This window comes from Pseudomonas abietaniphila (assembly GCF_900100795.1).
GTDB classification, from domain to species: domain Bacteria; phylum Pseudomonadota; class Gammaproteobacteria; order Pseudomonadales; family Pseudomonadaceae; genus Aquipseudomonas; species Aquipseudomonas abietaniphila.
In genome coordinates this window covers 391990-406083 of the sequence record NZ_FNCO01000001.1, presented here as the reverse complement: position 1 = coordinate 406083, position 14094 = coordinate 391990, and the positions used below count along the sequence as shown (strand labels likewise).

Here is a 14094-nt window from a genome sequence, read left to right as displayed (position 1 = left end):
CGGGATGAAAATGCCTAATTTTTCCACACGCCTTTCTGTTTCGGAAAGGCTCGACTCACCACCCGCCGCCCAGGGAGGCGTACAGACCCACCAGCGCCAGCGTCTGTGCGGTCGCGCTGGCCACCTGTTGTTCCTGACTCGCCAGCAGCGCCTGCTGCACGGTCAGCACGTTGAGAAAATCCACCGCGCCGGCCTTGTACTGCTCCTTGGCGTTGTTCAACGCGATCTGATTCTGCCGCACCGCTTCCTGGAGCGTGTGCTGCTGCAACTGGCTGGCGTTGTACAGGCTCATGCTGTCATCGATTTCCTGCCAGGCACGCAGCACGGTTTTCTGATAATTCAACGCCGCTTCCTGCTCCTGCGCTTCACGCAGGTGCAACATGCCGCGCAGCCGCCCGCCTTCGAAAATCGGCACGCTCAACTGAGGGCCTATCCCGAACTGGCGAGCACCCCAACTGCCGAAATCCGCCAGTTGCAGAGACTGAAAACCGACGTTGCCCGACAACACGATCCGTGGATAAAAATCCCCTTCGGCCACCCCGACACTCGCGGCGGCAACGTGCAGGCGTGCTTCGGCCTGACGAATGTCCGGCCGCCGCTGAGCGAGCTCCGACGGCAGACCGACCGGAATCGCAGCGGGCAATGGCGTCCTGTCGACGGGTTTTTGCAGCGCCGACTGCAAGGTTCGGGGCGTCTGCGCGAGCAACAGGCTCAGCGCGTTGATCAACTGCGCCTGACGTTGCTCGAGCAACGGAACACGTGCCTGGACCGTCGCCACTTGCGCGGCGGCCTGGGCCACGTCCAGGTCGGTCGCGACGCCGCTGGCCAGCCGTGCGTTCGACAGCTCCAGGCTGTTGCGCGACACCGCCAGGTTGTCCCGGGTCACGGCAAGGGTGTGCTGCACGCCCCGCAGTTGCAGGTAATCGCGGGCCGTTTCCGCCTGCACCGACAGCAGCACGCCGCGTCGGTCATTGTCAGCAACGGCCACGCTCGCGTCGGCCGCTTCGACCTCGCGTTTGACCCGGCCCCAAAGGTCCACTTCCCAGGAGGCATCCAGCCCGCCGTCCCACAGGTTGAACGCTGACTTGCCGTTCACGCCGGCCGGATCGAGCAACCCTTCCCCACTGTTGCGTGCACGCTGGTAACTCATGCCTGCGGAAACGCTCGGCAGTTGATTGCCGGCCACGACCTGACGCGCCGCGCGGCTCTGCTCCAGCCGGGTGCTGGCGATCTTCAGGTCAAGGTTCGCGTCGCCGGCCTGGTCTATCAGCGATGAAAGCAGCGGGTCGTTGAACACCTCCCACCAGCGCGGCTTGATGGGCGTGGCTTGAGGGCGGCTCGGGGCCTGCTCGCCCTGGGTTGGCAGCCAGTCGACCTGCACCGTGTTCACCGGCGGCTGAAAATCGTGACCGACCTGACAGGCGGACAGTGCAACGGTCAGCGCAGCCAGCGTCAATCCACGAAACCTTGTGGGCCTGAACGTGCTCACGGACGCTGACGGCGCACTGCTCGAAAAGTTACCGCCAACTCGTGCCCACAGGGTCAATACCAAGCGGCTCATCGAACACTGACCTCTGCGCGGGGTGCAGCGTGGGTATCGATGCTGGCGTCCACCGACATCCCCACCCGCAGGCGACTCAACACAGGTTGCTGCGCATCCAGTACGATTTTGACCGGCAACCGTTGCACGACCTTGGTGAAGTTGCCCGTGGCGTTGTCCGGCTTGATGGCGGCAAAGGTCACGCCGGTCGCCGGGGCCACGCTCTCCACGCGGCCTGTGAGGGTTTCACCGGGAAACGTGTCCACGCGCACTTGCACCGCCTGACCGGGCGTGACGTCAGTCAACTGGGTCTCCTGAAAGTTACCCACCACGTACACCTGATTCAGCGGCACCACCGACAGCAAACGCGCACCGGGGCTGACGTAGTTGCCGACGCGTACGGCGCGCTCGCCGACCATGCCGTCCACGGGTGCGACGATGCGCGTGTACGACACCTGCAACTGCGCCTGATCATGCGCCGCTTGCGCGCGTTTGAGCCCCGCTTCGGCGGCGTGTTGCTGGGCGGTCAGGATGTCGACCTGTTTACGATCAGCCGCCAGCGAGGCCACCGCGCTGTTCTGCCGCGCCCGCGCCGTGTCGATCCGGTTACGCGCCTGCTGCGCGTTCTGCACCGTGCCGGCGCCCATGCCGGCCAGATGCGCGTACCGCGCCTGCTCCTGCTCCGCGAAGGTCACTTCGGCCTTGCTGGCAGCCAGCGCCGCTTCAGCCTGAGCGATCACCGAGGCCTGGCGTTGCAGCACCGCGCTCGCCTGTTCGTACTGCGCTTTGGCCGTGAGCACGTCAGCCTCGGAGGCCGCCAGTGCCGTCAGAAAATCCCGGTCGTCAATCACCGCCAGCAACTGGCCCGCCTTGACCTGTTGGTTGTCTTCCACCAGCACCTGGCTGATGAAACCGGCGACTTTGGGCGCGACATTCGAATAGTCGGCAGCGATGTAGGCGTCGTTGGTGCTCTGGCGCCCGCCCGTGCCGGTGAAAACGTAAATACCTACAGTCGCCACTGCGATCACGGCGCCGCACAGGGCCAGGGTTTGCTTGGAGGTCATGCTCATGAAGGTGCTCTCAAAGGTCGTGGAATCAGGCAGCAGCGCGCGGCGGGTAGACCCGGCTCGGCATCAGCGGGATGAGCAGGATCAGCGCAGCCGCCACCCAGCCCATGCAGTAATAGAGGTCGATGCTGGTCAGGGTCACAACCTGCTCGTGAAGGCGGTGCGCCAGTGACGCCAGAGCGTCCTGCCCCGCCAACTCCGGCGTGTTGCCCAGGCGATCCACCAAAACATGGGAATGAAAGTGCTGACGCGAGGTGGTCAGGGCATCCAGCACCCCGGTCGCGATCACCGAGGCGAGGCCACGCACGGTGTTGAACCATGCCGAGGCGAACGGGCCGTCGGGCGGCGCAATGCCGCCCGTGGCTTGCATCAGCAACGGCAGGACGGCCATGGGTTGCCCGACCGCCTGCAGCAGTTGCAGCGCGTAGAAGTTGTCACGAATCCACTCCGGGCTCATCCGGGTTGCGGCGAAGCAATACAGCGCCAGCAGGCCCAGTCCGGTGGTCAGTACCCACCGGCAATCGATACGGCGGATGTTGCACAGGGCGGCCACCAGCGGCAGCACGAGCAATTGCGGCAACGCGACGAGGAGCATCATCGGCGCGGTCTGCAACGGTCGGTAGCCATGAACCTGAGCCAGGTACGACGAGGGAATCGAGCCTGTCGCGGTCAGCACCACCAGCACGCCACCGAGCGTGATCAGCGCGTGGGACAGGTTGAGATTGGAGAGCATCTGCAGCTTGAAGAACGGGATCGGCGCAAACCACTCGTTGACCAGAAACAGCACCAGCAGCAACGTCCCGCCACCGAGCAAGCCGACGATCAACGTTGACTCGAACCCGTCCAGACGGTTGCCCTGCAAGAGCCCAGTGACCAGCATGCAGATCGCAGGCGTCCCCAGCAGCACGCCACGCCAGTTGAACGACTTGAACCGCTCAAGGCGCAGTGGGTCCTGCGGAATGCCGTGGGCAATGGCGATCATCGCCACGGCGCACGGCGCGATGACCTGCCAGAAGGTCCAATGCCAATTGAAATACTCAGTCCACAACGCGGCCAGCGGTGTGCCGAGACTGGGCGCGAAGGTGGCCGTCAGCGCATAACCCGCCAGGCCATAGAGCTTGATGCCTGGCGGCAGAAATCGCAGCGCCACGGTCATCAGCATCGGTGGCAGGCAACCCGCCGCAAGCCCCTGCAAGGCGCGCAGCAACAGAAAGCTTCGATAGTCCGGTGCCAGTGGGCACAGGAGCGCCAGCACGATAAACGCCGCAATGGCCCCCAGGGTGAAGCGGCGCAAGGACAGGGTGACGGCGAACCAGGGCGCGAACGCGGTGGCGGTCAACGAGGTGGCCGAATACAACGAGGTGACCCACGTGGCTTCGTCGTAGCCGATGAACATCGCCCCGCGAATGTCTGCCAGGGCGATGCGGGTCACACCTTCATTGATGCCCGCGACGAGGACCGCGATCAATACACCCACCAGACCGATGATGGTTTGCAGGCCGAACGCGTTGGGCGCCGGGGCTTTGAGCGGCGGCAGGGTGGCAACCGCCGTCACGGCCGGGCACGCAGGCTTTTGCGCGGCGCACCGATCAACGCATCGCGAAACATAGGCAATCAACTCCGGGAACCAGGTTTATGTCCGGCAGTTTAAAAAGCCTTGGCAATGAGAAAAATTGACATTTGAGCAGTGTATGAGTGCACCAGACGCACGAATCCAGCGGAATCGCTGTTGCTGAATATATTCCTTAGTGATTGATGCCAGACGCCGCGTGGCGCGCCAGACGTGCTCCCTGTGGGAGACGTCCGAGGTTACGAGGGCAGCGAACGCGGTGTTACAGTCGACATCTTCATCGCTGACCCACCACATTCGTCCGACCGACGCCCGCACCCAACTCCCTCACCGTTCGCAAAGGGCTCAAGCGTGCTCACTGTCCCAGAAGCGTTTGTACATCCCCAGTTTGCGCTTCAAGGGTCGTGACAACCGGGCCTCTTCCTTGCCCAGCTTGAACGCCACCAACTTCAGGCCGTTGCGCACACACGATGCCGGCCACAAATACCAGCGCCGCACGCCGAGAAAATCCAGCTCGGACTTCACGTAGCGAAACCCCTCCCCTCGTACACCGCCAAACCGCGCGTGAATCCAGGATTCGCGGGCCTGAAAGACACCAATGTCGAAGTACCGGCGAAATTCTTCCCGCAGCGTGTAGTTGTGCGAATGACGGCAAACGGCGGAGCCCTGATAAGCGACTTTCCAGTGGGTCAGCAGCATTTTTGCGGCGACGTACATGTCCTCGGACAGAATCACGTGCCGAGGGAACCCGCCCACCGCACGCAAGGCATCGCGGCGGTAGGCCGAAAACGAGTTGGACATGAACGGCACCTTGATACCCAGCTCCGGCACGTCGGCCATGCTCTTGATGCGAGACACCGGCGGGTAGTTGAACCAGCGGGCATGCTGGGACAGGACGGTGGCATCCAGATGCGGCAGTTGACGCCCGCACACGGCGCCGACCAAGGGGTCCTCGAACGGCATCAGGATGTTTTCAACCGCACGGGGGTCTTCGAGATAAGTGTCCTGGGTCAGGTACACGAAGACGTCATACCGGGGATGAGTCTCGGCCATCATCTGCCGGGTGCCACCGTGGTTGAAGTCCTTGCTGTCGATCCGGATCACGTCATTGCAACGTGAGCGCGCCAGCTCCAGCGTGCCGTCGGTGGAGCTGGAATCAACGATCAAGGTGTCGAACTCTGCGGTCTGGGCCCAGAGAGAATCGAGCAAACGCTCAAGCTCCCTGCGCCCGTTGTACGTCGGGATCACACAGGCCACGCGCAAAGACTGCATAACAATACTCCAAGGCAAATGCTGGATGCCTACTTGTCATGACACGCTTTGAGGTTAGCGCAGGATCCCGAGATTGGATCCAGCCGCTTGTCAGCCCATGACCTCGCTCAACGGGATGAAGTTGAGCAAGTCACCTTCGGCGACCGTGGTGCCTTCGATCACTTCAATCAAACCATCGGCCCACGCTGCGCTGCGCAGCACGCCCGAGCTTTGGTTGCGGTAAGCGATCAGACGTCCCTGCTCCAGACGCCCGCGCAGGTACTCGCGACGGTTGCCCGGCTTGTCCCAGACAAACCCGGCGGGCACTTTGAACTGCAGCGGTTTGACCTCCTGCACGCCAAGACGGCGCAGCAGGTAAGGCCTGGCCAACAGCGCAAAGGTCACCAGCGTGGAAGCCGGATTGCCGGGTAAACCGATCACAGGAACGCCACGGAAATGACCGAAGGTCAGGGGTTTTCCCGGCTTGATCGCCAGTTTCCACAGCGCAATCTCACCTTCTTCACGCAACGCATGGCCGAGGAAATCCGCCTCGCCCACCGACACCCCGCCCGTCGACAGGATCAGGTCCACGTCACCCAGTGCGCCCAGCGCGGCACGGGTCTTTTCAAGGTTGTCGGGCAGAATCCCGGCATCCACGACTTCACAGCCCAGACGCTTGAGCCAACTGCACAGCAGAACGCGATTACTGTTGTAAATCTGCCCCGGTCCCAACGGCTGCCCCGGCTCGATCAACTCGTCGCCGGTCGACAGCACGGCAACACGGGCGCGCCGGACAACGTCCAGTTGGCCCAGGCCCAGAGTGGCCGCCAGTCCCAGCTCGATGGACGTCATGACCGTGCCCGCGTCGAGCACCTTGTCGCCGACGGTGGTCTCCTGGCCTTTGGGACGGATGTTCTGCAGGGCGCTCAACGGTTCAACGAAGCGCACGCGCGCGTCGGCCTGAACCTCGGCGTTCTCCTGCATTTCCACACAGTCAGCGCCTTCGGGCACCGGAGCGCCGGTAAAGATCCGCGCGCACGTGCCAGGTTGCAAGGGTTGCGGCGCCTGGCCAGCGAAAATCCGCTGGCTGACCGGCAACGGCTCGCCGGTCCAGTCGGCCACGCGCAGTGCATAACCGTCCATGGCGCTGTTGGGCCACGGCGGCAGGTCCAGCGTTGAGATCAAGTCATCGGCGAGCACCCGGCCCTGTGCATCGGCCAGCGCCACCGTTTCACGCTCGGTGATCGACGTGGACTCGGCCAGGCTCATCAAGCGTTCCATGGCCTCTTCCACCGGGATCAGGCCACGCATTTCAGGCTTGCTCATTGGTTCTCACCCACGGGTTGCGCACGGTTCAGCTTTTTTCAGGTGAGGCACGAAGTTGCACGGGCGAAAACTGTTGTTCAGCTGATCGGCAAGGATGCCGTCCCAGCCCGTGCGCACCGCATTGGTCGAACCCGGCAGGCAGCAAACCAGCGTGCCATTGGCCAGGCCCGCCAGCGCACGAGACTGGATAGTGGAACTGCCGATGTCCGGCACCGAGATCTGGCGGAACAGCTCGCCAAACCCGTCGACCTGTTTGTCCAGCAGACAGGCCACGGCTTCAGGCGTGCTGTCGCGACCGGTGAAACCGGTTCCGCCAGTGATCAGCACCACCTGCACCGAGTCGTCTGCGATCCAGGTCGCGACCTGAGCGCGGATCTTGTAAAGATCGTCCTTCAACAACACGCGCTCGATCAGCCCGTGACCGGCTGCGGTCAGGCGGTCGACGAACATCTGTCCGGAGGTGTCATTGTCAAAAGTACGGGTGTCGCTGACGGTCAAAACCGCAATGTTCAACGGCACAAAAGGTGTGTCAGCCTTGGCTTTCATCGGCAGGTCCAGTTGTAGGGGAAACAGTCCGGTGTTATATCACAGCACTCCTTTTTTCTCCGCTGAACGAGTTCGCCATGACCGCTTCCGACGCCCTGCCGCCCTGCTCGATTCTGCTGTTGGCCGGCGGACGGGGGCAGCGCATGGGCGGGCGCGATAAAGGGCTGATCGACTGGCGCGGCGAGCCGCTGATTCAGCACCTGCACCGCCTGACGCGTCCCTTGACCGATGACCTGATCATTTCCTGCAACCGCAACCGTGAGCAATACGCGCGTTTCGCCGACCAACTGGTTCAGGATGACGAGAGCGATTTTCCGGGGCCCTACGCCGGGATTCGCGCGGGGCTGGCGGTGGCGCGGCATGCGTACCTGCTGGTGATGCCGTGCGACTCGCCTTTGCTGGATATCGACGTGCTGGAGGGTCTGCGGCGCACGGCACTGGCGCATCCCGCACAGCCGGTGATGGTGCGTCAGGGTGAGCAATGGGAGCCTTTGTTGTGTTGCATTCCTGCGGTTCACGCGCCGGTGTTCGAGGCGCATTGGCAGCAAGGCCAACGCAGCCCGAGGCGGACCATGGCCGAACTGGGCGTCGTGCCGTTTCAGTGCCCGGCGAACGATCCGCGGCTGGCGAATCTGAATACGCCGGATTTATTGACCGACGTCAGGCCTTGAAGCGGCGAATGAGGTTTCATGGAACTTTGCTGACATCCCCTGCGTCAGAAACTTCACTACATAAAGAATTACCCTCGGAGACACAGTAATGAACCAACGGACCCTTCCCGCAGCCTTTCTGCTCGCCCTTGGCCTGGCTTCCCTCGCCGGTTGCTCTTCGCCGACAGTGATCACTCTGAACGACGGCCGTGAGATCCAGGCTACGGATGCGCCGAAATACGACGAAGAATCCGGTTTCTATGAGTTCAAGCAACTGGACGGCAAAGAGACCCGTATCAACAAGGATCAGGTTCGTACCGTAAAAGAACTGTGATGTTTGATTGATTGAAAAGACGCCCCGACCGGTTCGGGGCGTTTTTTTTGGTGATGATTTTGAGTACACGTCTGTCGTTTGTGGTGACGCTGATTTTCGGTTCTGCCTAACGGCCGAACTGTTCCGCATCGGCGGGTTACTTGAAAAGACCCCAAGTAACCAAGGGTCTGAACTCCCGGTTAGGCCCTCCTGCGTCGGGTCCCTTCACTCCGGCGACGCTCCGTGGGCCCGCCGCCATCCGCCATCCATGGCGGGGGGCGGCTCTCGCGGCATCCATGCCGCTCGGCCCACTCCGCATCGCCTGCGTTCAGCCTGCACCCAAGTCGCGTTTTGTGGTGTCTGGACTGCTACGGTTTGAAGATCAACAACTAAGCCCGCTTACGCGCTTGATCGTTCCCCCGCTCCGCGTGCGAACGATCAACGAAATAAGTGTCATGGATGTCCGCTGTGCTGTTGATTCTGCCGAAGGCGTAGGAGCGCGCTTGGTCTGGGCCGCACTCGGACGATCTGCCGGGAACCGGCAGCAAACCCGATGCATGCGGGGTGTCGGGCATGATCGAGTCGTATGGTTTTGCTACCGCTGCGCGGTAGATCGCGGGACAAGCCACGCTCCTACAGGGCTGCGGAATCCTGAAGCTCCTGGCCTTGCCGTTGATTTTGCTCTTTTACATCAATGGCCCAGACACTACAAAACGCGACTTGGGTGCAGGCTGAACGCAGGCGGCGCGCAGTGGGTCGAGCGCCATGGATGCCGCGAGAGCGCCGTCAGGACATGGATGTCCGTTCGGCGCGGGCCCACGGAGCGTCGCCGGAGTGACCGATACCATTTTCGACTGCAACCCTGTTGGTGCTGCTGCAGGCTAGGCTGCGCCCTACCCTCAAATCAACTCCTTGAACCGATACCACATCATCCCCAACGCCAACAGCGGCGAACGCAGCCGCTCCCCGCCGGGAAACGTACGGTGCGGAACCTTGGCAAACAACTCCACCGCCCGGCTGTCCCGCTCGGCAATCGCCTGCGCCAGAATCCGCGCCGCAAAATGCGTGACGTTCAAACCGTGCCCCGAATAACCCTGCGCGTAAAACACATTCGGCGCCTTCGGCAAATACCCGATCTGCGGAAACCGATTGGCACTGATCCCGATCATCCCGCCCCACTGAAAGTCGATTCCCACCCCTTTCAACTGCGCAAACACCCGCTCCATCTTCGGCCGCATGTAATCACCGATGTTCGCCGGATCACGCCCCGAATAATGACAGGCGCCGCCGAACAACAGCCGGTTGTCTGCGGACAACCGGTAATAGTCCAGCGCCACCCGCTGATCACACAACGCCATGTTCTGCGGAATCAACGCTCTCGCCCGCGCCTCGCCCAACGGCTCGGTGGCGATGATGTAACTCCCCGCAGGCAGAAGCTTGCCCGTCAGTGCCGGCTCCAGCTTTTCAAGAAACGCATCGCACGCCAGCACCACCTGACCGGCCGTGACCTGACCCTGATCGGTGAACACCTGGACCTTGGCCCCGTGCACGATCCGGCGTACCGGGCTGGCCTCGTAGAGGATCGCGCCCTTCGCCTCCGCCAGCCGTGCCTCGGCCAGGATCAGCTTGAGCGGGTGCAGATGCCCCGAGCCCATGTCGATCAACCCGCCCACATAGGCGGATGAATTCACCACTTCATGCAGCGCGTCCTTCTCCACCAGCCGCAGCGGATGCGGATAACCCTGGGCCGTCAGCGCACCCAGTTCTTCCTGCAAACCCTTCCAGTGCGAGGGCGTGTTGGCCAGGTCGCAATACCCCCAGCGCAGGTCGCACGCCAGGCCGTTGTCGTTCACCCGCTGTCGCACGATGTCGACCGACTCGGAACCCGCCTGCTGCAGATACCGCACGCCCTCCTTGCCGACCCAGCGTTCGACACCGCTGACGTCATGCCCCAGGCCACGAATCAACTGCCCTCCGTTGCGGCCACTGGCGCCCCAGCCGATGCGCTGCGCTTCCAGCAGCACCACCGACATCCCACGTTCGGCCAGTTCCAGCGCGGTGTTCACCCCGGTGAAGCCACCGCCGATGATGCAGACGTCTGCGTTGATGGCGGTGTCCAGTGAGGCGCGCTCGGGCTCGGGCGCGACCGACGCGGCATAGTACGAACCCGTGTGTGGCAGTGCAGCAGGCATAAAGCGTTCCTTAACGATTGGATTTGATGTCGGTCCACTTGCGCGTCATCAGGCGCAGGGTCGCGGGCTTCAATTCCGAGGAGATGTAGAACCGGCTCATGACTTCAGGTGTCGGGTAGATCGACGGGTTCTCGGTGATCTCCTTGCCCATCAGCGCATTGGACGCCGGGTTCGGGTTGGCGTAGCCGACGGTCTCACTGACCTTGGCAATGACCTGAGGCTCGAGCAGGTAGTTGATGAACGCCAGGGCTTCTTTCGGGTGCTCGGCGTCCTTGGGAATCGCCAGCATGTCGAACCAGACGTTGGCCCCTTCCTTGGGAATGGAGTAGGCGATCTTCACGCCATTCTTCGCTTCTTCGGCCCGGGACTTGGCCTGCAGCACGTCGCCGGAATAACCGAACGCCACGCAGATGTCGCCGTTGGCAAGGTCCGACACCCACTTGGACGAGTGGAAATAGGTGATGTACGGGCGCACCGCCTTGAGTTTCTCGGTCGCCGCGTCGTAGTCCTTGGCGTTCTCGCTGCGGGGCGATAAGCCCATGTAATTGAGCACGGCGGGGAAGACTTCATCGGGCGAGTCCATGTAGGAGACGCCACATTTTTGCAGCTTTTTCATGTTTTCCGGTTCGAACAGCACGGCCCAGGAGTCGATGGTGTCGACACCGAGCACGGCCTTGACCTTGTCAACGTTGTAGCCGATGCCGTTGGTGCCCCACAGGTACGGCACGGCGTACTGGTTGCCCGGATCGTTGGCCTCCAGTTGCTTCATCAGTTTCGGGTCGAGGTTCTTCCAGTTGGGCAGTTGGGCCTTGTCCAGTTTCTGGAACGCACCGGCCTTGATCTGCCGACCGAGGAAATGGTTTGACGGCACGACCACGTCGTAGCCCGAGCGCCCGGTCAGCATTTTGCCTTCCAGCGTTTCGTTGGAGTCGAACACGTCGTAGGTCGGCTGGATGCCGGTGGCCTTCTGAAAGTCCTCCAGCGTCGTCGGGCCGATGTAATCGGACCAGTTGTAAATCTTCACGGTGTTGCCTTCGGCGTGAGCCTGGGTGACTGCTCCGGCCAGCACAGCCGGCAGAAACAGCGTGGTAACGATCAACTTCATGGTGCCCCCAACGTCAATGGAAAAGACCGCTGCGCTTAGACGCTCATCATCAGGAACTGGCGTTCCCATGAGCTGATCACGCGCTTGTAGTTTTCATGTTCGGCGCGTTTGACCGCGACGTAACCCTGCACGAACTTGTCGCCGAGTACCCTGCGTACGGCAGCGCTGGCCTCCATGCGTTCCAGCGCATCTTCGATGGTCAACGGCAGGCGCAGGTTACGTCGCTCATAGCCTCGGCCCTGCACCGGCGCGCTCGGGTCGCAGCCTTCGATCATGCCCATGTAGCCACACAAGAGGCTCGCGGCGATCGCCAGGTACGGGTTGGCGTCAGCGCCCGGGAGCCGGTTTTCGACCCGCCGTGCCTGCGCGTCGGAGGCTGGCACGCGCAAGCCGACGGTGCGGTTCTCCTCGCCCCATTCCACGTTGACCGGCGCCGAGGTGTCCGGCAGAAAACGGCGGAACGAGTTGGCATTGGGTGCGAACAGCGGCAGCACTTCGGGGATATAGCGCTGCAGACCGCCGATGTGTTGCAGGAACAGCTTGGTGGGCTCGCCTTCCGGGGTGCTGAAGATGCTGAGCCCGGTCTTGATGTCGACCACACTCTGATGCAGGTGCATGGCGCTGCCGGGTTCGTCGGTGATCGGCTTGGCCATGAAGGTCGCCGCCACGTCGTGCTTGAGTGCTGCCTCGCGCATGGTCCGTTTGAACACCGTGATCTGGTCGGCCAGGTCCAGCGCGTCGCCATGGCGGAAGTTGATTTCCATCTGCGCCGGGCCGTCTTCGTGGATCAGCGTGTCCAGGTCCAGCCCCTGCGCTTCGCACCAGTCGTACACGTCCTCGAATAACGGATCGAACTCATTGGCCGCTTCGATAGAGAATGATTGACGGCCGCTCTCAGGACGTCCGGATCGCCCGGTCGGCACTTGCAACGGCAAGTCAGGGTCCGCGCAGCGCTGGGTCAGGTAGAACTCCATTTCCGGCGCCACCACCGGTCGCCAACCCTGCGCCGCGTAGAGCTCCAGGACTTTCTTGAGCACGTTGCGCGGTGACAGCTCGATGGGATTGCCGTAGCGATCAAAGGTGTCGTGGATGACCATCGCCGTCGGCTCGATTGCCCAGGGCAGCACGTAGACCGCCTGCGGATCGGGGCGGCAGGTCATGTCGATGTCGGCCGGATCGAGCAGGTTGTAGTAGATGTCGTCGTCGACGTAATCACCGGTCACGGTTTGCAGCAGCACGCTTTCCGGGAGGCGCATGCCGTGTTCGTTGAGGAATTTGTTGGTGGGCAGAATCTTTCCGCGGGCGATGCCGGTCAGGTCACTGACCACGCATTCGACTTCGGTGATGCCGTAGCTCTTCAACCACTCGGCGAGTGGGTCTTTCACGCTGCTGTCCATGAGACCTCTGGGGGTGACGACGAATCCTGGCGCGGTGGGCTTCGGCCCGAGCGCTGTGCTGGGCCTTATGCTGGAAGATCGTCGAGCCGCCGGTCTATCCACTTTCGCGCAACCTGTCCGCCCTGTTTTGGTGCGAACACAGATTCAGTCAGCGGGGCACCGAAAGCCCCGGAAAACGTGGGTTGCGGGGCGCCAAGGCGGGCTGCTATGGTGCCCGCACCTCATAACAACAGCGCTCAAGCGCAGGCTATTTATGTCGGTCAAGGTATTCGAAACCGTCGCCGCCGATCAGCAAGGCACTTCTTACGCAGGCTGGAGCCTGCACTACGCGCAGATGTCGTCGGGGCAGTTCAAGGGACGGCTGGTCGAGGCGGAACTGGGCGGCGTGCAAGTCTACGAAGAGCACATGAATACCCGCATCGAGCAGTATTACAAAGCGCCAAGCGATGCCTTGGTGTTCAGCTTCGACATGGCCGACCGCGCGCTGTACCTGCTGGACGCCAGCACGCAGAACCTGTGGATCACACCGGAGAACTACCGCGAAATCGCGGTGGTAATCAGACAGGACAGCCTGGGCACCCGCCATCTGCACCGCACCTTCGAAGACCTGCTGCTGACCCCGCTCAAATCCCCTCACGGCGCGCTGTTCAGCGGTTGGCTGAGCACGATGCTGACCCGCATGACCCACGCTGACACCGCCGAGTCGATTCACTTGGGGGATCAGTTGATCGAGGACTGTCTGTACGTGCTGGAACAGTCGCAGTGCTCGCCCTTATCGGGCAGAAATCTGCGAGTCCGTGATCAGCGAAAGATCGTGCAGCGGGTGTTCGAACAGGTCAGCGCTTACCCCACGGAAAATTTCAGCGTCGTGCAATTGGCCGAGACCGCGGATACATCGTTCCAGCAGTTGCGCAAGGCCTTCAATGAATGCGTCGGCATGGCGCCGACCGCCTGGCTACGGACCCGACGCCTGAACCTGGCACGTCAGGATCTTTTGTCAGCCAGGCGCGAAGGCACCAACGTTGCAGAAGTTGCGATGCGCTATTCGTTCTGGCATCTGGGGCGGTTTGCGGAAACCTATCGGTCGCTGTTTCTGGAATACCCCAGCCAGACCCTTGCCCGGTCTTCTCGTTAGCA

12 protein-coding genes are annotated in these 14094 nt (G+C 62.3%); 3 read left to right on the top strand and 9 right to left on the bottom strand.

Annotated features, from left to right (window positions below):
- Positions 1 to 55: 55 nt before the first annotated feature.
- The 6 genes from BLS87_RS01580 to moaB all read right to left on the bottom strand — a co-directional run bounded on the left by BLS87_RS01580 (position 56) and on the right by moaB (position 7300).
- The gene (locus tag BLS87_RS01580; protein WP_425262187.1) at positions 56 to 1456 is read right to left on the bottom strand and encodes an efflux transporter outer membrane subunit; all 1401 of its coding nucleotides are present in this window, start codon (positions 1454 to 1456) and stop codon (positions 56 to 58) included.
- A gap of 101 nt (positions 1457 to 1557) precedes the next feature.
- A complete protein-coding gene (locus tag BLS87_RS01575) occupies positions 1558 to 2610 on the bottom strand; it encodes an HlyD family secretion protein (protein ID WP_074749644.1) in 1053 nt (350 codons plus the stop codon).
- A 25-nt stretch (positions 2611 to 2635) separates the two neighbouring features.
- Positions 2636 to 4162 carry an MFS transporter gene (locus tag BLS87_RS01570; protein WP_074749643.1) on the bottom strand — a complete coding sequence of 509 codons (1527 nt, stop codon included), beginning with the start codon at positions 4160 to 4162 and terminating at the stop codon, positions 2636 to 2638.
- A gap of 360 nt (positions 4163 to 4522) precedes the next feature.
- Positions 4523 to 5449 carry a glycosyltransferase family 2 protein gene (locus tag BLS87_RS01565; protein ID WP_074749642.1) on the bottom strand — a complete coding sequence of 309 codons (927 nt, stop codon included), beginning with the start codon at positions 5447 to 5449 and terminating at the stop codon, positions 4523 to 4525.
- 90 nt (positions 5450 to 5539) lie between these two features.
- On the bottom strand, positions 5540 to 6754 hold the full coding sequence (locus BLS87_RS01560; RefSeq protein WP_074749641.1) for a molybdopterin molybdotransferase MoeA: 1215 nt from the start codon (positions 6752 to 6754) through the stop codon (positions 5540 to 5542).
- 6 nt (positions 6755 to 6760) lie between these two features.
- Positions 6761 to 7300 carry a molybdenum cofactor biosynthesis protein B gene (moaB, locus tag BLS87_RS01555; protein WP_074749640.1) on the bottom strand — a complete coding sequence of 180 codons (540 nt, stop codon included), beginning with the start codon at positions 7298 to 7300 and terminating at the stop codon, positions 6761 to 6763.
- Between the two features lie 77 nt (positions 7301 to 7377).
- On the opposite strand from moaB, the gene mobA reads away from it, so the two are divergent.
- Both mobA and BLS87_RS01545 read left to right on the top strand, forming a co-directional pair.
- On the top strand, positions 7378 to 7971 hold the full coding sequence (mobA, locus tag BLS87_RS01550) for a molybdenum cofactor guanylyltransferase MobA (RefSeq protein ID WP_074749639.1): 594 nt from the start codon (positions 7378 to 7380) through the stop codon (positions 7969 to 7971).
- Between the two features lie 88 nt (positions 7972 to 8059).
- Complete coding sequence (locus BLS87_RS01545; RefSeq protein WP_074749638.1) at positions 8060 to 8284, top strand: YgdI/YgdR family lipoprotein; 225 nt, start codon at positions 8060 to 8062, stop codon at positions 8282 to 8284.
- Positions 8285 to 9162: 878 nt separating this feature from the next.
- Here BLS87_RS01545 and BLS87_RS01540 read toward each other — a convergent pair.
- From BLS87_RS01540 to BLS87_RS01530, 3 genes are read right to left on the bottom strand one after another with little or no spacing between them, the layout of a single operon-like run.
- Positions 9163 to 10455: an NAD(P)/FAD-dependent oxidoreductase gene (locus BLS87_RS01540; RefSeq protein WP_074749637.1), complete on the bottom strand. Its 1293-nt coding sequence runs from the start codon at positions 10453 to 10455 to the stop codon at positions 9163 to 9165.
- A 10-nt stretch (positions 10456 to 10465) separates the two neighbouring features.
- Positions 10466 to 11560, bottom strand: a complete 1095-nt coding sequence (locus BLS87_RS01535; RefSeq protein WP_074749636.1) for a polyamine ABC transporter substrate-binding protein — start codon at positions 11558 to 11560, stop codon at positions 10466 to 10468.
- A gap of 35 nt (positions 11561 to 11595) precedes the next feature.
- Entirely contained in the window at positions 11596 to 12945 is a 1350-nt protein-coding gene (locus BLS87_RS01530) for a glutamine synthetase family protein (protein ID WP_425262186.1), read from the bottom strand.
- 265 nt (positions 12946 to 13210) lie between these two features.
- On the opposite strand from BLS87_RS01530, the gene BLS87_RS34880 reads away from it, so the two are divergent.
- Positions 13211 to 14092 carry a helix-turn-helix domain-containing protein gene (locus BLS87_RS34880; RefSeq protein WP_074749634.1) on the top strand — a complete coding sequence of 294 codons (882 nt, stop codon included), beginning with the start codon at positions 13211 to 13213 and terminating at the stop codon, positions 14090 to 14092.
- Positions 14093 to 14094: the final 2 nt, after the last annotated feature.